Annotated in this window: 16 protein-coding genes; 7 read left to right on the top strand and 9 right to left on the bottom strand. The window is 40.2% G+C overall.

Annotated features, from left to right (window positions below):
• Window positions 1-42: 42 nt before the first annotated feature.
• Entirely contained in the window at window positions 43-1,167 is a 1,125-nt protein-coding gene (locus tag ACPUEN_RS03335) for a carboxypeptidase-like regulatory domain-containing protein (RefSeq protein ID WP_425638440.1), read from the bottom strand.
• A gap of 26 nt (window positions 1,168-1,193) precedes the next feature.
• A complete protein-coding gene (gene topA / locus ACPUEN_RS03330; RefSeq protein WP_425638437.1) occupies window positions 1,194-3,521 on the bottom strand; it encodes a type I DNA topoisomerase in 2,328 nt (775 codons plus the stop codon).
• 154 nt (window positions 3,522-3,675) lie between these two features.
• Here topA and ACPUEN_RS03325 point away from each other — a divergent pair, with 154 nt between their 5' ends.
• Window positions 3,676-4,143, top strand: coding sequence for a SixA phosphatase family protein (locus tag ACPUEN_RS03325; RefSeq protein WP_425638434.1), 468 nt, complete (start codon window positions 3,676-3,678; stop codon window positions 4,141-4,143).
• Between the two features lie 531 nt (window positions 4,144-4,674).
• Here ACPUEN_RS03325 and ACPUEN_RS03320 read toward each other — a convergent pair.
• On the bottom strand, window positions 4,675-5,448 hold the full coding sequence (locus ACPUEN_RS03320) for a 3-keto-disaccharide hydrolase (protein WP_425638432.1): 774 nt from the start codon (window positions 5,446-5,448) through the stop codon (window positions 4,675-4,677).
• A gap of 207 nt (window positions 5,449-5,655) precedes the next feature.
• On the opposite strand from ACPUEN_RS03320, the gene ypfJ reads away from it, so the two are divergent.
• Complete coding sequence (ypfJ, locus tag ACPUEN_RS03315; protein WP_425638429.1) at window positions 5,656-6,558, top strand: KPN_02809 family neutral zinc metallopeptidase; 903 nt, start codon at window positions 5,656-5,658, stop codon at window positions 6,556-6,558.
• A 6-nt stretch (window positions 6,559-6,564) separates the two neighbouring features.
• On the opposite strand, the gene ACPUEN_RS03310 is transcribed toward ypfJ, so the two are convergent.
• Window positions 6,565-7,929, bottom strand: coding sequence for an exonuclease domain-containing protein (locus ACPUEN_RS03310; RefSeq protein ID WP_425638427.1), 1,365 nt, complete (start codon window positions 7,927-7,929; stop codon window positions 6,565-6,567).
• Window positions 7,930-8,149: 220 nt separating this feature from the next.
• Between ACPUEN_RS03310 and ACPUEN_RS03305 the strand changes: the two genes are divergently transcribed.
• Together ACPUEN_RS03305 and ACPUEN_RS03300 are read left to right on the top strand one after the other, a co-directional pair.
• A complete protein-coding gene (locus ACPUEN_RS03305; protein ID WP_425638424.1) occupies window positions 8,150-10,456 on the top strand; it encodes a TonB-dependent receptor in 2,307 nt (768 codons plus the stop codon).
• Window positions 10,457-10,467: 11 nt separating this feature from the next.
• A complete protein-coding gene (locus ACPUEN_RS03300) occupies window positions 10,468-11,067 on the top strand; it encodes a hypothetical protein (protein WP_425638423.1) in 600 nt (199 codons plus the stop codon).
• 71 nt (window positions 11,068-11,138) lie between these two features.
• Here ACPUEN_RS03300 and ACPUEN_RS03295 read toward each other — a convergent pair whose 3' ends face one another.
• Window positions 11,139-11,651, bottom strand: coding sequence for a hypothetical protein (locus tag ACPUEN_RS03295; protein ID WP_425638421.1), 513 nt, complete (start codon window positions 11,649-11,651; stop codon window positions 11,139-11,141).
• 143 nt (window positions 11,652-11,794) lie between these two features.
• Between ACPUEN_RS03295 and ACPUEN_RS03290 the strand changes: the two genes are divergently transcribed.
• A complete protein-coding gene (locus ACPUEN_RS03290; protein WP_425638419.1) occupies window positions 11,795-14,254 on the top strand; it encodes a ligase-associated DNA damage response DEXH box helicase in 2,460 nt (819 codons plus the stop codon).
• Here ACPUEN_RS03290 and ACPUEN_RS03285 read toward each other — a convergent pair.
• The 4 genes from ACPUEN_RS03285 to ACPUEN_RS03270 all read right to left on the bottom strand — a co-directional run bounded on the left by ACPUEN_RS03285 (window position 14,251) and on the right by ACPUEN_RS03270 (window position 19,457).
• The gene (locus tag ACPUEN_RS03285) at window positions 14,251-15,699 is read right to left on the bottom strand and encodes a TrkH family potassium uptake protein (RefSeq protein ID WP_425638416.1); all 1,449 of its coding nucleotides are present in this window, start codon (window positions 15,697-15,699) and stop codon (window positions 14,251-14,253) included. The two genes, ACPUEN_RS03290 and ACPUEN_RS03285, sit on opposite strands and share 4 nt — an antisense overlap.
• A 3-nt stretch (window positions 15,700-15,702) precedes the next feature.
• Complete coding sequence (gene trkA / locus ACPUEN_RS03280; RefSeq protein WP_425638415.1) at window positions 15,703-17,049, bottom strand: Trk system potassium transporter TrkA; 1,347 nt, start codon at window positions 17,047-17,049, stop codon at window positions 15,703-15,705.
• 163 nt (window positions 17,050-17,212) lie between these two features.
• Window positions 17,213-18,457: a DNA recombination protein RmuC gene (rmuC, locus tag ACPUEN_RS03275; RefSeq protein WP_425638413.1), complete on the bottom strand. Its 1,245-nt coding sequence runs from the start codon at window positions 18,455-18,457 to the stop codon at window positions 17,213-17,215.
• Window positions 18,447-19,457: an alpha/beta fold hydrolase gene (locus ACPUEN_RS03270; RefSeq protein ID WP_425638411.1), complete on the bottom strand. Its 1,011-nt coding sequence runs from the start codon at window positions 19,455-19,457 to the stop codon at window positions 18,447-18,449. The genes rmuC and ACPUEN_RS03270 overlap by 11 nt, the downstream gene beginning before the upstream one ends.
• 96 nt (window positions 19,458-19,553) lie before the next feature.
• On the opposite strand from ACPUEN_RS03270, the gene ACPUEN_RS03265 reads away from it, so the two are divergent.
• Window positions 19,554-20,783: an Nramp family divalent metal transporter gene (locus ACPUEN_RS03265; protein ID WP_425638410.1), complete on the top strand. Its 1,230-nt coding sequence runs from the start codon at window positions 19,554-19,556 to the stop codon at window positions 20,781-20,783.
• A 247-nt stretch (window positions 20,784-21,030) separates the two neighbouring features.
• Window positions 21,031-23,070, top strand: coding sequence for a hypothetical protein (locus ACPUEN_RS03260; RefSeq protein ID WP_425638409.1), 2,040 nt, complete (start codon window positions 21,031-21,033; stop codon window positions 23,068-23,070).
• Window positions 23,071-23,075 lie beyond the last annotated feature (5 nt).

Raw genomic sequence — 23,075 nt, 5'->3', positions numbered from 1 at the left:
CCAGAATGAAATTGAGCTAACGCGGAAATCCTATTTTCTTTCTCAATCAATGCTAACTTCTGGCATATAATCCATTGGCAACAAATCTCCAACCCGTTCCCAGGCAATATATCCTTCGACCAAAATCCCAAAAGGATCTGCATAACTTCCATTTGCATATATTTCCAATTCCTCCATTTCGAGGTGCAGGGTAGAAACCTGATTTCCAAGCTTTCCAGAGCTGGCCCTACCTCTAAATTCCACACTTTCCAACTCCTCGGTAAAGGTGACATGTACGTAGTCGCTGAAGCGTAGCATGACTTTGCCCTCTGCATTCTTCTTGATAAGTTCCTCTGCGGAAAAAGGATTGGAATCCAATTGATTGACGAACTTACCGGGGTTGGATGGATCAGGAATTCGATAGAGCTTCCTTAGGATAAATCCCTCTTCTTCTGTGTTTCCTTCATAAATAGACCTGATCAAGTGTTGTAAACTTCCACGGTAGGCTTTTTCACGTTGTTTTTCGACTTTTCTCTGTTTGCCCCGAGACAAGGTTGAATCAGGCACAAAGAGTGGATAACCGGCGTAGAAAACATAACCATCCTTCCTTTGAAACCTAAACTCTTCCAGCAAATAGTCAAGCCGGTAGCCAAGATTCGGATTTTCAATTCTCAGGATATCTGCGGCGGTCACCTTAAGCACACCTGCTTCGCTTTGATCATCCAGTCTTAATACAGTTTCATTGAGAAACTTGCATTTGATGCCATTTTCTGATGTACCAAGAAAATACGCTTTGAAATTCTCCAGATTCCTGTACCAGGCTGGGTCACGGTTTACCTTTACCTCTACTAAGTCCAACTCCTCCTCACTTGGTGTTAGCAAAAACCGGTAACCCTGAGGCTTTAGCTCTGCTGTTGATAAACTGAATACCAACCCATTATATCCCAACATTCGAATAATCACTTCATAGTTTCCCTCGGGAATAGAAAGTGAGAATTTTCCATTTTCATCTGCAGAAACACCAAAGGTGGTATTTGTGATAAAAACTGTGGCATATGGAATCCCATCACCTGTATCATAATCCGCAACGGTCCCCTGAAAAACCAGCTGCGCAATAGCCATATTCCCGCCTAAAAACAAAAACAAGCCTAAAACAATCTTAACTAGAATTGAATTAGGCCTGTTCATAAACTCTTATTGACTTGAATTAAAAGTTACTTTTTCTTTGCGAATCTGCCACCTTTTTTCTTTGGTTCCGGCTGATTTTCAATGATATGAATCGTCTCTTCGTAAGTTAAAGTTTCTGCTTCCTTATCTTTAGGAATCTTATAATTATTCTTACCCATTTTGATATAAGGTCCCCATCTGCCGTTCAATACCTGAATTTCAGGATTCTCATCAAATGACTTGATATGCTTTTTGGCATCTGCTTCGCGCTTATCCTTGATGAGTTGGATTCCCTCTTCTTCAGTGATACTTAAAGGATCCATTTCCTTTGGAAGAGAAACAAAATTACCATCATGCCGCACATACGGCCCAAATCTACCAATCGCAGCGACCATCTTTTTGTCCTCAAACATTCCGATGTCACGAGGAAGTTTGAATAATTCCAACGCATCTTCCATCGTGATGTTTTCGATGAACTGACCTTTCTTTAAACTGGCAAACTGCTTCTCTTCATCCTCAGAATCACCAATCTGAACCAATGGCCCAAATTTTCCAAGTCGAGCAATCATCGGCTTACCACTTACAGGATGGTTACCTAGTTCACGACTGGTATTTAGATCCTGTCTTGCGATTTGCTCAGTATCTTCTACATTTTTATGGAAATTGCCATAGAAAGAATCAAGCATATCCTGCCAAACTTGACCGCCAGCAGCGATATCATCAAACTCCTTCTCTACTCTTGCAGTAAAGCTAAAGTCAATTACATTAGGGAAATGCTCTACTAGAAAGTCATTTACAACCATTGCAATATTGGTAGGGAAAAGCTTTTGCTTCTCAGCACCGGTATTTTCGGTTTTGGTATTGTCCTTAAACTCTCCCTTCGCGATGATCATTTCTACATAATCTCTAGGAGTACCATCTCTGGATTCCTTGATTACATATTCACGTCTTTGTATGGTGGAAATGGTAGGTGCATAGGTAGATGGACGACCAATTCCCAACTCTTCAAGTTTCTTTACCAAAGAAGCTTCCGTATATCTAGGAGAAGCTCTGGAGAAAGTCTCCCGACCTTTCATCTCCTGAAGCGCAAGACCTTGACCAATTGTCAATGGAGGCAACAAAGCTTTGCCTGCATTGGTTTCTTCCTCTTCTGGCTCATCATCGGTATCTTCAAGATACACTTTTAGGAATCCATCAAACTTGATGATCTCCCCTGTTGCAACCAGATTTTGGGGCTGATTTGAGATATCAACCGTAATTATTGTTTTCTCCAATTCTGCATCAGCCATCTGAGAAGCAATGGCACGCTTCCAGATTAGCTCATAGAGACGCTGTTCATTGCGATCACCAGACCCATGAGTATTGGAGAAGTCTGTAGGCCGAATGGCTTCGTGAGCCTCCTGAGCACCTTCAGACTTGGTTGTGAATTTTCTTGATTTATGGTATTTGTCACCGTATGAACCTTGGATAGCATTTTTGGCAGAAGCCATCGCGTCATCCGATAGATTCACACTATCTGTTCTCATATAAGTAATCTTACCAGCTTCATAAAGCTTCTGAGCGACAGACATCGTCTGTGCTACTGAGAAATAAAGCTTTCTACTTGCTTCCTGCTGCAGGGTTGAAGTAGTAAAAGGAGCAGCTGGAGATTTCTTTCCTGGTTTTTTCTCAAGGTTAGCTACGGAAAAATCTGCTTCCAAACACTTCTTGAGGAATTCCTCTGCTTCAGCTTTGGTGTCGAATTTCTTTGGAAGCTCAGCTTGGAAGGTTTTGCCTTCTACTTCAAAAATCGCTGTTACTCTATAACTTGATTTTGCCTTATGCTGCTCAATTTCCCTTTCTCTATCAACAATTAATCTAACTGCTACAGATTGAACGCGTCCTGCAGAAAGACCAGTTTTGATTTTCTTCCAAAGAATTGGAGATAACTCAAAACCTACCAATCGATCCAAAATACGTCTGGCCTGCTGCGCATTCACCAAGTCTATATCTATTCCGCGCGGATTTTCAATCGCTTTTACAATCGCATTTTTTGTGATTTCTCTGAATACGATCCTTTTGGTATTTTCATCCTTTAGCTTTAAAACTTCCTTTAAATGCCAAGAAATAGCCTCTCCCTCGCGGTCATCATCACTCGCTAGGTAGACAGTTTCGGCATCCTTAACTAAAGCTTTTAAATTCTTAATCACATCCTTTTTATCGGCTGTGACTTCATAGGTGGGACTAAATCTATTTTTAATATCGATTGCTTTATCGCCTTTTGGAAGATCCCGAACGTGACCGTAGCTGGATGCTACCTTATAGTCCTTACCCAAGTATCCCTCAATGGTTTTAGCTTTGGCAGGTGACTCGACGATAACAAGGTTTTTTGACATATATGGCGATTTTTTAAGGGTTTTATCCCCTATTAGAAAAGCTAAAAATAGAGGGCATTGTTTTCTCGTCCAAATAATTAAAATTCCATAGACTCATTTTGGAGGGATTTTTGAACAAAGAGATGAGCATTTACAACGGTATAAACCACTTATCATGAAGCGATTGTTTTTACTTCGACACGGAGAAGCAAGTTTTTCTAATAGCTCAGATTTTCAAAGGCAATTAACCAAAAAAGGGAGAGAAAATCTTATCAGGATGGGTGGAAGACTCAATTCCTCTTTGCAAACTGTCGATTTGATGTACTGTTCAGCTGCTACGCGCACAATGGAAACAGCCGAAATAATAGAAAAGTACATCTCTATAAAGGAGTCAGTTTTCACAAAAGATATATACACTGGCGACATGAGAAATATTATTGAAATGCTTGAAAAAACTTCGATTGCGGTAAATACTTGCCTTGTGGTAGGGCATAATCCTACCATAAGCTTACTACTTTCTCATATTTCCGGTGATAATTACTTAGGATTACAGCCAGGAATGATGGCAATTATAGACTTGGAAATATCAGATTGGAAAATGATAGGTTATGGAACAGGAACCTTAAATGAGGTCATTCAATAAAATCATATCAAGTACACACTGAGCAAATCCACTTGAAACCACTTATTAATCTTTTTTCAAAATTTTTTAAAAATATATCAGCTATTACACCCTAGTTCTTCTATCTTCACAAAATAATTCAAAGAATAGTAATATTTAATAACCACCTTCTGAAAAACTCACCTTCTTTGAATTTATAGTAAGCCTGACTCACAGAGTTTTGGTAGATCCCACAAAAGCAACCCAAAATATTCTTACGAATCCACCGCCTTGGAACCAGAATTTGATTTTAGATCAATTGGCTAAATCTTGAGTACCCTTTATAAGAATATACATACCCAAATTGTGATTACCCGATTAAAGTGCTAGAAAAATCATCTCAGGAGACAATGAGAAAAACCGGTTGCTTTATTCACTCAGCATCAAACTTGATTATAATTTCAAATTGAGTTTAGAAAAACAAAAAGACTTATGAGTTGCTGAGAAACAAAATTAAATGCAAAAAGCCCTGAACAATAAAATTCAGGGCTTTTTAATGCTTGATAAATACGATTAGAAATCAGTTGATTTCCCATCTAAATCTAACTTTTTGATCCAGACATTTCTATAAAAGACATCATGTCCTTCAGCCTGAAGTTTCAATCCTCCTGGGGTATCCGTAATTCCTTTACCTCCATCATTTCCTCCGTCAAGACCTGAGTTTGGGCCACCCCAAACCTGCTGAATTTCCTTGTCTTCATGAATTTTCACACCATTTAAATAGACTGTCGCTCGAGGCTTTGCAACTAATTTCCCATTTTCAAAACGAGCTGCTTTAAAAATAATATCATAAGCATTCCACTTTCCTATTCCATAATACTCTTTAGAAGTAGGAATATGTTCGTTTATCAGTGCGGCCATTCCATGATCACCATAATCACCATCAAGAATTTGTACCTCATACCTATTCTGTAAATAAACTCCACTATTTCCGCCTTCATTTTTTATGTAAAACTCTACATGGGCACGAAAATCTTCAAATTTATCTTTGGTAACGATATCAGCAGCGCCATAAAGACCTCCAGCTGCTGCCGGGTCATTACTACTTATTGCTTTTCCTCCATCTACCGGATCAGTCACTTCAGGCCATTTAATTGGCTTTTCAGCCATAAACCTAGGTCCTTCCCAATACTCCCAATTTTTTTCAAGGGATTTTTTAGAGCCGTCCAGATATAATTTGGAACCCTTCTCAGGTTTTACGCCTACTCCCGTTTGAGCTTGAACTACGGTAAAGACACAGGCAAGTGAAAGTGTAAGTGCAAGTCTTTGAAAAACTTTATTATTCATGGATTTTAGGGTTTAATTAATTTGGCAAATTAAGTATAAGTCAATGTGCAATTGCCCAATTTGGTTAATTTTAAACAAAATTGAACCTTTTATTATCTGAATACTACATTAACTGGAACGACGAAGATGGAAGAATAATCACTCCCTCAGTTTCGGTGAACAGGGTTGGATAGACTATAATACCCCAAAAAACTAAATAAAATACCTATGAAATGGGAAGGAAGAAGACGAAGCTCTAATGTAGAAGATAGACGCGGTCAACGAGTTGGAGGATCGGGCGGAGGAGGATTCAGTCCCATGCTCATCGGACCACTCCTTAAGGTTTTATTCTCCAAAACCGGACTCATAATCGTCGGAATAATAATTGCCATTTCTGTCATCACAGGCACTAATCCTCTCACCTTTTTGGGAAACTTTATAGGAGAAGGGGGTGGACAGGGGTTCACTACTGAGACCAATTACACTCCCTCTGCGGAAGAAGATCGATTAGCAGCTTTTAGTGAAACTATTTTGGCCGATACAGAAGACGTCTGGAATAACATACTAGAAAATTATAGAGAGCCCACTCTGGTTCTTTTTAGCGGGCAGGTATCTTCTGCATGCGGAATGGCATCCAGCGCCACCGGCCCATTCTATTGTCCAGGTGATGAAAAGCTATACATAGATTTGAGTTTCTTTAAAGAAATGGAAGTTAAGTTGAATGCTCCGGGAGATTTTGCACAGGCTTATGTAATCGCTCATGAAGTCGGGCATCATATTCAAAAGATCTCTGGAATCACTGCTGAAATGGATAAACTTCGAGGCCAAGTGAGTGAAAAAGAGTACAATCAATTTTCAGTAAAACTCGAGCTTCAGGCTGATTTCTTAGCTGGTGTATGGGCAAATCATAGTCAAAAATCTATAGGCTGGATGGAAAAGGGCGACTTGGATGAAGCCCTAAATGCTGCAAATGCTATCGGAGATGACCGTCTTCAAAAACAATCAAGCGGCCGAGTGACTCCAGATTCTTTTACCCACGGAACATCCGCTCAGAGAATGAAGTGGTTTAAAAAAGGGTTTGAAACTGGAGACATCAATCAGGGTGATACCTTTAATACAAATGACTTGTAGGTAAGATCAACTCGTTTCCAATACTTGAATCTGCTCTGGGTTTATCTGATGTATGTATTGCCGTAAGATATAATAGGTCTCTGGCACCTGTGCAACCACAGTTAGTTGGGAAGGAATATCATCTGTAATTTGATCATTTTCCAAGTAGGCAAATCTGCTGAGCATCCCACTTTCAAACATGCAGTAAGCAGTTTCATTAGAGTTACGGCCTTCTAAGCTAATCAGGAGTTCTTTTTGGCTTTCCTTGATTTTCCCTACAAACTCCGCAACCTTCTCATTGTAATCCTTTGGTTTTTCTGTGAAATGACATGCTCCGTCACAGTGCAATTCTTCCTCAGGAGAGCAATTCACTTTCCTGAGTCCACATAATTTGGGACAAAGGTTGTAAGTTTTGATCCCAGTTTTGAGAAAAGTATTTGCCTCCTCCATGGAGAAAAATGATTCAAGTGGCTTGAAAAATTTAGTGATCTTCGAAACTTGAAATCTCCCATACCCGGAATTATCCTCGTAATGGAATAAGCCAAAAAGTCGTTTTGGTAACTTCAGAGCAGAATTATATTTAGGCCATAACCGCTTGATTTCCATAGCCTCAAATAAAAGAGCCATTATTTCACTTCCGGTCAATTCCCATTTCAAATCAAAGACTTCAGTCTTCAGTTTTTGCTTGAGGTTAGGAAGTAATTGACCGGAAAAGTGGTTTTTAAAACGCTCTCTTATATTAATTGCCTTCCCAACATAAATCACCTTTCCGCGCTCATCCACCATATAATATACGCCGCAGGTGGTTGGTATTTCTTTGAATTTGGAGTGAGGGAAATTGGGTGGAAGAAAGGACTCTCCTGTATTTTTCTTAAGCGATTGATTAATGATCTGAAAGTCTGATTTGATCATTCGATCAAACAAAATAGCTGTGGCTTTCGCATCGCCCATAGCTCTGTGCCTAGCTTCAATCTCTATTTTCTGACTTTCACAGAGTCTGCCCAGACTGTAAGATTTCATCCCCGGATATACTTTTCTGCTAAGCCGAACCGTACACAGTTTTGGAGTTTTAAGCTCCTTCCCAACTTTAAAAAATGCTTCACGAAGAAACCCATAATCGAAACTGACATTGTGAGCGACAAACACTCTGTCGTTCAGCAATTCCCACAACTCCTCATGAATATCTTCAAAAGTTGGCTGATGTCTAACCATGAAATTGTCAATTCCAGTCAGCCCAGTGATGTAAGTTGGGATTGCCTGTTCAGGATTAAGAAGAGTCTGATATTCTCTGATAATTGATTCTCCATCATGAATCAACACGGCAACTTCTGTAATACCACCATGCTTGGGTGCACCGCCTGTGGTCTCAATATCTACTATGGCAAATTCCATTGGCTAAAAGTAAGTATTAGAAATTTCAGATAAGCAAAGATGTCAGAGAATGACAAAGAATCAACAGGATTAGATTTTCAACACCTGTAAAAGCTCAATTCTCCAGTCCAATCACACCGCAAAGAATCGGTTCCTTTTATTTTTTCACCATTTATCCTATAAATGCAACTTTGTTTCATTTATACTAGTTTATAAATTCAACGCCAGCTATTTTTGCAACGTGAATTTGAAAACAGGAATACTAATACCATTGATTTTACTGGTTTACACTACGCTTCAGGCGCAGGATTGTAAGCTATCCATTAGAGGTAAAATCATCCATCTGGAAAATAACGAACCTATCGAAGCTGCTTATGTTTGGGTAGTCGAAGCTGAAGAAGGTGCCGTTAGTGATCAGAACGGTAATTTCACAGTCAAAAATCTTTGCAGCGGAACATACACATTAACTATACAATACTTAGGACATAAAGACATTAAAGACACTATACGATTAGAATCAAACACCTTTAGTAAAACCTATAGGCTGGAAGATGAAGCGCTAGGTCTGGAAGGCGTAGAAGTTCACGGACACAGAGATGCTGTTCAGACTACTACATCTGTCTCTGCTCTTTACGGAGAAAATCTACTTGAAGCAAGAGGAGAAAACCTCGGAGAAAGTCTAAAGAGAATATCTGGAGTGTCTACTTTTTCTACCGGAAATAGCATAGCCAAACCTGTGATTCACGGCATGCACAGCAATCGAATCATGATCATGAATAATGGGATTCGACTGGAGGGACAGCAATGGGGAGCAGAACATGCGCCGGAAATTGACCCTTTTCTAGCAGATGAGATCACCGTGGTAAAAGGTGCCGAGACAGTAAGATATGGCCCAGAAGCAATGGGAGGTGTTATTCTAGTGAATCCTGCTCCACTTCCAACAAATAAATTTAGCAAGACAAGTCTAAACCTGATCGGTGCAACAAATGGAGGAATGGGTAATATCAATCTGGTGCATGTGGGAGGTTTGGAAAAAGTTAAAGGCCTAGGGTACAGAATTCAAGGATCTGCTAAAAGATCAGGTAATATAAAATCACCTGGATATTTTCAGGACAATACAGGTGTCAGTGAGCTTAATCTAAGCAGTTCCCTAGGGTATAGCAGTTCAAAACTTGGTGTGGAAGCTTATTACAGTTTATTCCATTCTGAATTGGGGATATTGAACGATTCACATACTGGGAATCTTTCTGATTTAGAAAACATTATTGAAAATGGAAGGCCATTCTCAGATGGAGAATTCACTTATGATATACTCAACCCAAAACAACGGGTAACGCATCATTTGGCGAAGTTGAAATCTCATTATCACATTTCCGAAAGTTGGAAAGTTAATTTTCAATACGGCTTTCAATTGAATCACCGACAGGAATTTGACAAACGAAGAGGAGATCTGAATGAAAAAGCAAGTTTGGATTTGGAGCTTTTTACCAATACGCTAGACCTCTATGTAAATCACACGCATAAAAATGAATTAAGTGGCACTTGGGGCGTAAACCTTATACAGCAGGCAAACAGTAATGTTCCGGGAACGGGTGTGACTCCTTTGATCCCCAATTACGACATGGTCAATGTAGGAATGTACGCTATGGAGAAATATTCCAAAGGTCCACTCGAAGTAGAAGCTGGAGTACGATATGACTTCAGAAATGTGAATACTGCCAGATATATTGATAATGAGCTAAGAACTGCTGATTTGGATTATCAAAATTTCTCAGCATTTCTAGGTGGTCTATATCACATCAGTCCAGACCTAACTTTCAACTCCAATCTAGGCTCTGCATGGAGACCGCCTAATGTGAATGAATTATTCTCTGAAGGTCTTCATCATGGCGCTGCTGCGGTAGAAATTGGCAATGCTGATTTGAATTCTGAGAAGTCACTTAAATGGATAAATGAGCTTCAATACGACGGAAACAAAACCCATCTGGAATTCACAGCCTACCTGAATCCTATTCAAGATTACATTTACCTAAATCCTACGGGTGAAACCTATGTGAGTTTGAGAGGGACATTCAATGTCTATGAGTACTTGCAAGCAAATGCATTTTTTTATGGATTCGACTTTGCAGGAAGCTATGAATTCTCGAAGAAAATCAGTGGATATTTAAAAGGATCAATCGTGCAGGCAAAGAACACAGAAGATGACAGCTACTTCCCTTTTATTCCATCTAATAGAATGGACTGGGGCGTCTCATACAGCTTTGCAATGGATTCTGATCCCAAAACAAATAAAATCACTTTAAGTAATGTTTTGGTCGCAAAGCAAAACAGAGAGCCGGATTTTGACATTGCTCCTGCTCCTCCAGCTTATGGTTTATTCAACCTAGCATACACCAAGCAAATAAACATCGGTGAAAACAAGATGAATCTTGGCCTTCAGGTACAAAATGTATTCAACACCGAGTATAAAGATTATATGAACCGCTTTCGATACTTCACCTATGATATGGGAAGAAATATCTTATTAAAAATCAACTACGAATTCTAACCAATTATTTTATGAACACTAAAAACAAACTTTACCTCCTTGCACTAGCATTAGGTGCATTTTCAATTTCGAGCTGCGAAAGTGAAGATCCTGTTCCAGAAAATGACGGAGAAGTGATCACAGATGTCACGCTGATGTTCCAAGAAATCGACGCCAGCGGAAATGCAGTGGGCTCGCCTTTTGAATTTACAGCTTCTGACGCAGAAGGAATTGAAGTGGGTGGAGTGCCAACGGTTGAAACCGTCAGGTTGACAAAGGGTAAAACGTATCAAATGTCTATCGAAGTTTATAACTCCATCGAAAATGAAGATATCACTGAAGAGATTCAAGAAGAAGGTGATGAGCATCAATTCTATTTCTTGGGTTCTGCATTCAATAGCTCTCCATTCCTTTCGTATTCCTATGATGATGAAGGTGGTGAGTTGATAGGACTGAAAGGCATCGTAACTGTACAGGAATTTCCAGGATTCAACAACGCTGAAATGCGTGTGATCCTTCGTCATGATTTGGACAAAAACTACCCGGGAGCAGACAATCCAAATTTCACAGACTATGCTCAGGCAGGCGGAGAATCTGATCTGGATATCACTTTCCCTGTTGTAGTAGAGTAATTTTTATTCTAGTAGTAAACATAAAAAGCAGCTTTAGAGCTGCTTTTTATGTTTAGAGTAAATTCAGACTATTAAAAATCAGGAGAGCAAATCGTTATTAAACCCGCATCGAAACCTCCAACCTCATCTACATTCGACCCAACATTGCCAGCGACTAAAATCACTTGATAATCCGGACCTTCACTCGCCAAATGCACTTTAACATGTCCATCAAAAATCTTCATATCCTCAAAGCTTAGCTTTGTACCATCCATCAAACTACCAAGAACGGTTTTACTCTGCAGGTCATCTCCACTTACCGGAGTAAGCATCAGAGCCATTGGCGCTTCTGGGTCAGTATAATCTCCATGATGTAAATGGGCCGGAAAAGTAGTGGCAGCAGAACTTCTTTCTCCTACTAACTGAATGGTAGCCTCCAAATTACCATCTATCAATTCCCGGACGGAAAACGTCCCACTGTAGTTAAAATCACTGGCTTTAAACAATTGAAAATCCAATCTTTGTCCAGTATAAAGATCTTGATCACTCTCAGTACAAGATCCAAAGCAAATCAAAACCAGAAGTACTATAATTACATTTCTCATAGATCTTTTTTTCTAAACTCAACGCAAACAGATTTCCACCTGTTCGGTTATTTCTAAAATTATCAATTCATTTGGAGTTCTTCCCGTTTTTTCAAATCGATTAGCTTCATAAACTTAACTAAATCTCCTTATAAATTTTACTAATGAAAGAAACGCGTCTAGCAGTTGGTTTGGATTATTTTCAAAAGAAAGGTTGGACGCTTTTTCCATTTCAGGAGCAAACTTGGAATGATTACCTCGACGGGAAATCCGGGCTTCTCAATGCTCCTACAGGCTCAGGTAAAACTTTTGCCCTTTGGTTTCCTGTCATTTTGGAATACATAAAAAATAATCCCGATTCCTGGCAGAGCCACAAGAAAAATGGGGTTCAGTTGATCTGGGTAACTCCCCTTCGTGCTTTGGCTCAGGATATCCAAAAAGCAATGCAGGAAGTCTGTGAGACCATCGGTCTTCCGTGGCAAGTAGTAGTAAGAAATGGTGACACAGATGCTAAAACTCGTGCGGCTATTAAAAGACGGCCACCTGAGTGTTTGATTACCACACCTGAAACCCTTCATGTGCTGATTTCCCAGAAAGACCATGCAGATTTATTTCAAAATGTACAGGCTGTAGTTGTAGACGAATGGCATGAGCTGGTTGGGAACAAGCGTGGCGTGCAGGTTCAGTTAGCACTTGAATACATTCAATCCATCTGCCCAGATACTTTTCGTAGATGGGCAGTATCCGCGACAATCGGAAACTTGGAAGCTGCCGCAAAGACACTTTTGGGAGAAAATTTTCCAGTACATATCGTCAAAGCAGATATAAAGAAACAGATAATTCTAAATACGGTGATCCCCGAGGAGGTTGAGAAATACCCTTGGCATGGTCACTTGGGAATCAGAATGCTTGACCAGGTTATTCCAATTATAGAAGAAGGCAAAACCGTTTTACTCTTCACCAATACCCGATCGCAAACTGAAATCTGGTATCAAAAGATCCTCGAGTCCAGACCGGATTGGGCAGGCTGGATTGCTATGCATCATGGTTCATTAGATATGTCTGTTCGTGGATGGGTAGAAAACGCCCTACATGAAGGAAAATTAAAACTGGTAGTTTGTACCTCCAGTTTAGACCTAGGTGTAGATTTCCGGCCTGTGAACCGAGTTATTCAAGTTGGCAGTCCAAAAGGAGTCTCTCGATTCATGCAGCGTGCCGGGCGTGCTTCCCATCAGCCTGGATTACCTTCGGAGATATTTTTTGTGCCAACTAATTCACTGGAGTTAATCGAAGCTGCTGCACTCCGAGATGCGATCGAGAAGGAAGAAATGGAGTCCCAATTCCCACCTATTCTAGCCTATGACGTCTTGATTCAATTTCTGGTGACCTTGGCTGTCGGTGATGGATTTGATGAAAAGTCAATTTATGAAGTTGTGAAAAAGTGTCATTCCTATAAAAATTTATCTGTAGCGGAGATGTCTTGGGTTATGGACTTTATCACAAAAGGAGGTGCTTCATTGGCAAGTTATGAGGACTTTTTGAAGGTAATTCAAACTGAGGATGGACTTTATAAGGTCACGAATAAAAAGATAGCGATGAAGCACCGCTTGTCCATGGGAACAATCGTCTCAGAGGCTATGATTAAAGTAAAGTTCAAAAATGGAGCTTACCTCGGTACTGTGGAAGAGTCCTTTATTTCAAAAATGAAAATTGGCGACCGATTTTTCTTTACTGGAAGAAGCCTTGAATTGCTAAGAGTAAATGGATTGATAGCCACGGTAAAAGTTTCAGAAAAAAAGACGACTAATGTAGTAAGTTGGATGGGCGCAAGAATGTCACTTTCATCTAAATTGGCTGACAAGATTCGGGAGATCTTCGAACTCTACAATCAGGGAATTTCAATCTCAGAAGAAATTGTCCAGGCATCCCCAATTTTGGAACTGCAAAACCGTCTTTCTATCGTCCCAAACAGGGATACCTTTTTGATAGAATCACACCAGACTAATCAAGGATTTCACATCTTCTTTTATCCATTCGAGGGTAGGGCAATTCATGAATTAATGAGCGCATTAATCGCCTACAGAATCAGCGTCAGCTATCCGGTTACTTTTAGCATGGCCATGAATGATTATGGGTTTGAACTGCTTTGCGACAGCTATGTGAATATCGAAGAAATACTTGAGGAGGATCTTTTTTCTCTCAAAAACCTTCGGGAAGATATCCTTCGCTGTGTAAATGAGACGGAAATGACACGAAGAAAATTCAGGGAAATCGCAAGTATTGCAGGGTTAGTCTTTCAGGGTTATCCGGGAAAGCCAACTACCTTCAAGCATATCCAAGCTAATTCAAGTTTACTTTTTCAGGTTTTTGAGCAATATGATCCTGAGAATTTATTGCTAAAACAAGCACACGGCGAGGCTATAGATCAACAGATGGAAGAAGATAAAATGATTCATGCATTGCAAAAAATCAATCGTCAGCGATTGGTAGTGAAACATCCTGTACAATTCACTCCTTTTTCCTTTCCAATAATGGTGGATAGATTGAGCAGAACATCGATCAGTTCGGAATCAATTGAAGACCGAATAGCGAAGATCCAGGCGCAGTTTCAGGTGACAGATTAATTAGCTCTCCAGAAGAATGGAGTAAATAAAATCAAGAGCGTAAATAGCTCCAATCGTCCAAGAAGCATAATTACAGATAGGAAGATTTTTGCCGAAGGCGAGAAAAAAGCAAAATTATCAACCGGACCTACTTTGCCGATTCCTGGACCGACATTGGCGAGTGAAGTGGCGACAGAGCCTAGCGAAGTGGCCAAATCATAGCCCATCAGAGAAAGAGCCAAGGCCCCAAGTACAAAAGTAAGCAGGTAGATCAACAAGAAATTCATGATATGCGTGATGATTCTACCTGTAACTCTATCCCCGTTGATCATCAAAGGGACAATCGCTCTTGGATGAACCAAACGCTTAAATTCAAGCCATGAATTCTTAATGAATGTCAGATGTCTTACAAACTTGATCCCACCGGCAGTTGAGCCTGCACAACCACCTAAAAACAACAACATAAAGCAGATGAATGTCAGACCTTGACTGTACTGGGTATAATCATCTGTTACGTATCCGGTAGTTGTAACAATCGAAACAACTTGAAATAAAGATTTGCGGAAGGCCAATTCATGGCTTACACCACCATTTGCGAAAATCGGATAATACAGGATAATTGCCAGGGCAAGAAGGGTAAACCCATAGGTTTTGAACTCATCACTTTGCAACACTCTTTTGAATTTCCCGATCAGACCAAAATAAATCACTGTAAAGTTTGTGCCCGCCAAAAACATGAAGAAGATGGCTACATACTGAATGAATGCTGAATCGTAATAAGCCATACTCGCATTCTTGGTAGAGAATCCTCCGGTAGCTAGCGTGGTAAGGGCATGATTGATCGCATCGAAAAAGGTCATTCCTCCCACCCAATAAAGTAAAGTTGCCAAGACAGTAAGCCCTACATAGACGTACCACAGACGCTTCGCTGTTTCAGAAATTCTCGGGTGAACTTTATCAGAAGTAGGTCCAGGAGATTCTGCTACAAAGAGCTCAATCCCGCCTATCCCCAACAGCGGGAAAATAGCAACTGTCAAAACGATGATTCCCAATCCACCGATCCACTGTGTCATACTTCTCCAAAAAAGCAACCCCTTAGGCATAGCTTCAATATCTGTCAAAATAGAAGCTCCTGTGGTAGTGAGGCCAGACATGGTCTCGAAAAGCGCATCCGAAAATCCATTTATCTGGTTACTCAGCACATATGGAAGCATTCCAAATCCTGCCATAAAAACCCAGCTCAGGGCAACTATGAGGTACCCTTCCCGCTTCCGAATATTCTGATCTTGCTTAGAAAATGAGAAAAACAGTGTGGCTCCGATAACCATAGTAATCAGGGCTGAACTCAATATAGGCCAAGGGTCTTCATCGAAATGAATTGAAAAAATAATTCCAGGAAGCATTAAAAGGGAAATTAACACCAAGAGTGCTCCCATGATCTTCCCGATTTCTTTAAAATGGATCATCCCTTAATGAAACAGTTTTTCTAGTGCATTCTTGGCTTCTGGCAATGCCAATACAATAGCTTTATCGTTCAAATCCAGCTGAAAATCCCCATCTGGAATAAAGACTTCTTCCCCACGGATAACTCCAGCTACAATAGCCGAATCTGGAAAGTGCAACTCTCTAAGTGGATTTTTAATTAATCTGTTATTCTTACAAACGGAGTATTGGATAAACTCAGCGTCTACACCATAAATACCAGAAACAGCCTCTACTGTACCCTTTTTCAAGAATCTTGAAATCTCATTTGCTGCAACCAGCTTCTTGTTGATAAGAGAATCCACACCAATACTATGAGAAATATGGATATACTCCCGCGTATCCACGTGAGCAATTGTTTTGTAGACACCGTGATTTTTGGCAGTCAAACTCGCAATAATATTCGTCTCAGATGATTCGGTCAACGCTAGAAATGCATCCATTTGCTCCAAGCCCTCTTCAATAAGTAATTCTACATTTTTATAATCGCCGTTGATCACTAGCGAATTTTTAAGATTCTCAGCTAGCCATTTACAGCGTTCCTTGTCCTTATTGATTAGAGTTACTCTGAAATGATCTTCTAGCCTGAGCGCAGTAGTCAAGGCCATGTCATCACCACCTATAATCATCACATTTTTGATGGTATGCTTTTCTTGACCTAGCACTTCCATGATAGTCTGTGTATTTTTCTTATTCGAAATAAAAAATACGTGGTCATTGTTACGAATGATCGTGCTCCCTCTAGGTATTAGTGTTTTTTGATCCCTCAGAATCGCTATTATTCGAATGTCATCAAAAATTGGATTGGATTTGGTATCCATAATCCGCTGGTTGACCAAAGGATTGCTTTGATCTAAGGTGATTCCAACAATATTGAGTTTTCCGCCTTCAAAATCGAAAACTTCCGTGAAGCTGGAGTTTTCGATCATGTTAAATATGTGCTTGCTGCAAAGCATTGTAGGCGAAATCAGATTGTCAATGCCTAAATTTTTGAAATAGGCTAAATTATCAGACTCCATATACGAGTGATTTCTCACTCTAGCCATCACACGTTTTGCTCCAAGTTGCTTTGCTAATACAGCAGTAACAATATTGGTTTTCTCGGAGGTTGTAACGGCCAAAACCATGCTGGCTCTGTTCACATTGGCACGTTTGAGAATTTCAAAAGAGGTAGCATCTCCCTGAACTGTTAATACGTCGAGTTTGGAGGACACATAGTCCAGGACTTCTCTGTCTGTATCGATCAGCGTGATGTCCTTATTATCAAAACTTAATTGCTCAGCGAGGTGGTAACCCATATCTCCAGCACCGGCAATCACTATATTCATCCCCATAGAGGTAATTCAGGTGATTTTTGAATTGGCAAAAATAATAGCTTTCTAAATGGTAATCAGATAATAAGCAATTTCTTTTGGCCTTATGAGTCAAAGTAACAAACCTAAAATCTAAAAATTCACTTTTTGAGAGGTTTTTTCAACCTTCCTCTATTCTAAAACATCAGTCCTCGAGCAGTTTACTACTTTCAGCTTCTGGCAATTCCTGGATATCTTTCAACTTCCGCTGAATCACTCTTGTTCTTGCTCCCACCAGTTTGTCTAGTTCAGAATTTGCCTCTGAAAGCTTCTTCTGGGTCTTTTCGATCAGCTCACCGAATTTCCCAAACTCGGTTTTGATCGCTCCCAAAACTTGCCAAACCTCAGAACTTCTCTTCTGTATCGCCAAGGTTCTAAATCCCATTTGGAGACTATTTAAGATGGCAGAAAGTGTAGTTGGGCCCGTTACCAGCACTTTATAATCTTGCTGGATTTGCTGAGTGAGTCCAGGTTCCCGGAGGATTTCAGCATAAAGACTTTCTACGGGAAGAAAAAGTATGGCAAAATCAGTAGTGTAAGGCGGGTTTATGTATTTATTCTGAATATCAAGTGCTGCTTTTTTAACTGCTTTGAAAAGCTCATTTCGGTTCATTTCTATTTCCGGCTTAGAGGCTATTTCATAGGCGTCAACCAGTCTTAAATAAGATTCTTGTGGGAATTTAGAATCTATTGGTAGGAGAACAGGATCATTTTGTCCTGGCATTTTCACAGCAAATTCCACCCGCTCCCGATTCCCCTTGCCTACTTCAGCATTCAAAACATATTGCTCAGCAGAAAGTAAATTCTCCAAAATAGCCTGCAACTGATATTCCCCTAGAACGCCTCGACTCTTTACGTTCGTCAAAACACGCTTCAAATCCCCAACACCAGATGCCAGGCTTTGCATTTCGCCCAAGCCTTTTTGAACGGCTTGCAACTGATTGCTGACCATTTCGAAAGACTGTCCTAATCGCGTTTCAAGAGTCTTCTGTAGCTTTTCATCCACAGTCTCCCGGATCTTTTCCAGTCTCAATTCGGTAGTCTTCATTAGGTCTTCTTGCCTACGATTGAGCTCGGTAAATTTCTCTCTTTGAAGAGTATTGAATTCTTGGACATTTTGCCTAAAAACCTCTCCAAAGGATTTCAAAGCCTCATTTTGATCCTTGGAATTAGCACGAATACTGTTGAAAACCAGCTGAAACTGGTTCGTTAGATTCTCACTTGCCTCTCTTCTAGATTGAGCTAAAGCTATTTCTAATTCCTTGCTCATTCTAGCCAATTCAGCTTGCAAAAAAGTTTTTTCCTGCTCATTGTTCTTTCGCAGGAAAAATAGAACTATGAAGATCACTTGAAGAATGATCACTAAAACAATCAAATATTCAATCGGCATATGTCATTAGTTTGGGTTCCTGAAAGTAGTCCATTCGTACCTCCACCCCTAAAAACGAGAGATATTTAGCGACAGACTCCGTCGGTATTTCTTCCATAGGCACATGACCTGCATTATCAAAAACTACCAATTTAGAACCTGGAATAGCTTTTTCTAAAGCATATCCCTGAGACACAGGAATCCAGGAATCTTCCTTTCCCCACATAATCAAAGTTGGCATATTCAGCCTTTCAAAATCTATACGCGTCTCGCGAGGTGCTTCTAATCTATCCAACGTAGCTTTCCGATTGCCTGCACGAAGCATTAATTCATAATATCGGGTGATTGCCTGATCAGTGACCTTATCGGGATCTGCATAGACCTGCTTCATATTCATCCCGAAAAGAAACTTAGGTGTGCATTTCAAAAGTATAGATGAAAAAACCGGATTCTTAGCCACTTTAATAATCCAGGGATCAGTTTTCTCAGGCGCTTGCTCATCCATCCTCAACTCAGGAATAGAAGGTGCTCCGGAGGCATCGATGAGGTTTAATGATAGAACTTTATCCGACCGAGTTGATGCAATTTGCATCGCTACAGCTCCTCCCATAGAATTTCCTGCCAAATGAAACTTATCAAGGTTCAGCTTTTCGGATAATTCCAAAATCAAAAGTGAATAATCCGTTAAACTATATCGCTTCAACTCATCTGGACCTGTAAGTCCATGACCAGGAAAATCAACTGAAATCGTAAGAAAGTAAGGACTCAATTCCTGCTGCCAGCTATCCCAGGTATGAAGTGAAGAAAAACTTCCATGAAGCAGAATTATCGGTTCTCCCTCTCCCATGATCCGCACATGTACATTCATTCCATTGATGGATATAAAATGTGATTCGGGCGTAGCATATTTCTGGTCAACTTCCTCGGTCGGAATATCATTCCTAAAAAGTAAAATCAAAAAGAATACAAACGATAAAACTATAACCGTCAATACTTTTAAAATTCGTTTGATCCAAACCATAAAATCGGCTTTTTTGAGTTTGTGATTAATTGCTCCAGAATTAAAAAAGTACAAAAATCCTACCCTATTCTTTAGCTTGATATTTAAAGATAAACTTTGAGATTTAAATCATTCATTAATAACCTTGGGCCAGGCCCAATTATCGCAGCGGCTTTCATCGGTCCTGGCACTGTGACCGTGTGTACCTTAGCCGGAGTGAATTTCGGCTTCAGCTTACTTTGGGCCTTGGGTTTATCAATTATTTCTACCGTGATTTTACAAGAAATCTCCGGCAGAATAGGTCTAGTTACAGGTCAGGATCTTAGCCAATTGATTCTAAATCAGTCCGGAAAGCCGCTTTTCAGGATTTTTTCAATGATTCTGGTGCTAACTGCAATTGGCCTCGGAAATGCAGCTTATGAATCGGGGAATATATCGGGAACAAACTTAGGACTTCAGGTTTTCTGGGAAGCTCCAACGTTAAATTTTGCAAGTTTTGAGATTCAGACTGGAAATTTAATCTTAGGTATTTTTGCTTTCATTTTACTTTGGCTGGGTAATTACAAAGCCTTGGAGCGGGTGCTTGTGGGCTTAGTTATTTTCATGTCTATTGCTTTTTCTGTAACAGCCATACTGACAAAGCCCGATTGGTCGGCTGTTTTTGGAGGCTTTGTTCCAAAATGGAATGATGACAATCTACCTACTTTGGTTGCTTTGATCGGGACTACAGTCGTTCCTTACAATCTATTTCTATACGCCAGCTTGGCTAAAAATCGCTGGTCAGGAGCTGATGACATCTCTTGGATGCGAAGAGATATTGCTATCTCCATCATTCTTGGCGGACTCGTTTCCATGGCTATTTTGATGGTAGGAGCAGCGAATACCAGCAATCAAATCTCTAGCGCGATTGACGTGTCCAAAGGTCTGGAGGGAGTATTTGGGAGCTATGCAAAGTACTTAATGGGCTTTGGATTGATGGCTGCAGGACTTACATCCAGCATCACAGCACCGCTTGCAGCAGGACTTGTAATATGCGGAATAATGGGATGGAGTCAGGAAATCCGCTCAAGATCCATGCGCATATCTATGGGGGTAATCGTGGGTCTTGGACTTCTCTTTGCCTCACTTGGAATCAAACCTGTGCAATTAATCACCCTCGCCCAACTGGCAAATGGAGTTCTACTTCCTCTCATCAGTGGCTGGATTATTTGGATTGCTTCACAAAAGTCGGTCTTGGGAGATTTCCGAAATAAGCCATTTCAAACAATCCTAGCAGTGTTAATCTGGCTTGTCACTTTAGCACTTGGATTGAAAAGCATTTTGGCGGTTTTGGGGGTTAGTCTTTAGACACATTCCTTCATTTTTTTTACCACATTTTTTTTTAAATCCTTCATTTCATCTTACGTATTTTCTAACTGAAAAGCGGGCAACCCTGTCAAACTTTAAGTGCTAGGTGCATTTTTTGCCAATTTTTATTCTGGAAATGGCTCAAATCAATAATAACACTGGTCTTATTTTTTCAATAGAAAACCTTAAGGAGTCACCTTTGGGATATTATTTAACATCAATTTTTATACTCTAAATTTTTATCAAAATGGGAAATCTTAATGATGCTCAATTAAAAAAAATACAGGCAAGTAGAAGCCTCAAGACAAAATTTCAGGCAATGCAGCTCCTGCAGGTAGATAGAAAAAACATCACGCAAGTCTTGAAAGGTAGCGAGGGCAAAAGCAAAGCAGACCTAGACCTTACATCTAAAGCAATTCTACTAAGAAGCCAACAAGGGGATTTCGAAGAAGCTTTTGAATTGGCTTCCTGGTCATCAAAAGCAAATCCTGAGTCCCGAAAAGTGGTAGTGAAGAGTTTTTTGAAAAATAGACAGGCTCCCCTTTTAGTTCATCAGATTGCGAGGCTGAAAAGATCTGAAGCTGGGGATATGATGAAGGATTACTTCGGAGAAGGTGGAGATATAAAGGACGTAGCAGAATGGATGAGTGCAGCGGGCAAAATCTTGAAAACTGGTGTGGTACCAGACGAAACAGATGGGCTTTGGGGCTGGATCAAAGATACAGCTAGCAATGTAGTAGATGCCGTGGTGGGAGCCATTAATACTGTGGCAGATGCTATTGCTGCTGCCGGCAAAAATTTGGCAGATGCGGTAGCTAAGGTAGTAACCTGGACACAAGCTAAAATAGATGACTTTGTAGAGGCAGTTCTCGCTGCCGGAAAATCCATTTCTCAATTATTATCTGAAGCTGTGAAGAAGGGTCTATCGGCTGTGAAGAAATTTGTTCAAGCAATCATCGAAGCTGGTAAAAAAGCGCTGGATATTCTTAACTGGGCAATCGGCCAAGCAACAAACATTTTAAAAGAAGTACTCAAAAAGCTAGAAGAACTTCTTGGTTCATTCACTTCTTTATTGATTGAAGTAGCAAAAATGGCAGCATCCAGGCTAAATGCGATAGTAAGAGCCCTAGTAAGTGCTGGAAAAAGAGTGATAGACTTCATTTCCAGATTGAATCGATTTGCGCTTGATTTTGGGAAAAGGCTGGTTCAAGAACTGAAAAAAATTGGAAGAACTGTCCGGGAAATAATGCTGGCAGTGATCAATCAAACTCGTTTAATAGCGAGAGTGGTGATAGAAGCATTGAAGGATTTGGGAACTACAGTATTTAGCATGCTGAAAGAGGTGATTTCTCGAACAGCCCAGCAATTGGCAGTAATTATTGGAGCAATGAAAGATATGGCAATTTCCCTAAGCGCTATCATCAATGACATTGCACGATTTGTAGCAGCTGAAGCTAGAAAACTCATGCAGGCATTACGAATCATTTGGACTAGAATGAAAGAGATCCTTGAAGTTATTGCCCAAAAATCAGTTTCTGTTATTCGTACGTTGATTACAGCGATCGTTGGCACTGTTAATCATTGGCGCGAAGTGTTTAAGGAAATCATCACCAATGTCAGAGACGCTTTCAGAGAAGGACTAATTAAAGGCTTAATCGAAATTGGCAAATCTGCTGTGACTTTGATGATCGAAGCAACAAAGCTAGGAGCAAGTATTGCTGCAGTTACTTTTGCTATTTTGATGGATATTTTTGGGTCACACCGGGGCCTCAATGCAAGTGAAAGAGCTGAGGCTGAAAAAGTGTTTGGGGTTTCAATTGACTTGGATCGAGTGAAATTAACTGATGCAAGTTTAGCCGCAGACTTGATTATGTGGATGAACAAAAACCGTCCATTTACAACGATGTACGTCATCAATCATAAGTCTGGTGCGACCCTAAGCATGGACGTCTTGATCCATGAATTGACTCACGTTTGGCAGGCAGTTACTTCTGGTGGTGTATATATGATTGAGGCATTGCATTCTCAGTTCTTTGGCAAAGCCTATAACCTATCAGAAGATGATCTGAGAAATGCCGGAGGTAAATTACTGAATTTGGAAAGAGAGCAACAAGCTGTAGTAGTTCAGGAATTTTGGAAAGCAGAATTTGACGGGCAAAGGACCATGATTCCAGTTGACCTTCTTCGGCCTTATGCTAAGCAAGTCCACAAATCTCGATTTGTAATCAACCGATTTGCTTTAAAGGATTTACAGCTTAGTAGCAAACTTATTTTCGCAACTAAATAATTTTT

It is taken from the genome of Algoriphagus yeomjeoni (assembly GCF_049821175.1).
Taxonomy (GTDB): Bacteria; Bacteroidota; Bacteroidia; order Cytophagales; family Cyclobacteriaceae; genus Algoriphagus; species Algoriphagus yeomjeoni_A.
The sequence above is the reverse complement of the archived record's forward strand: the minus strand, read 5'-3'. Positions and strand labels throughout refer to the sequence as shown.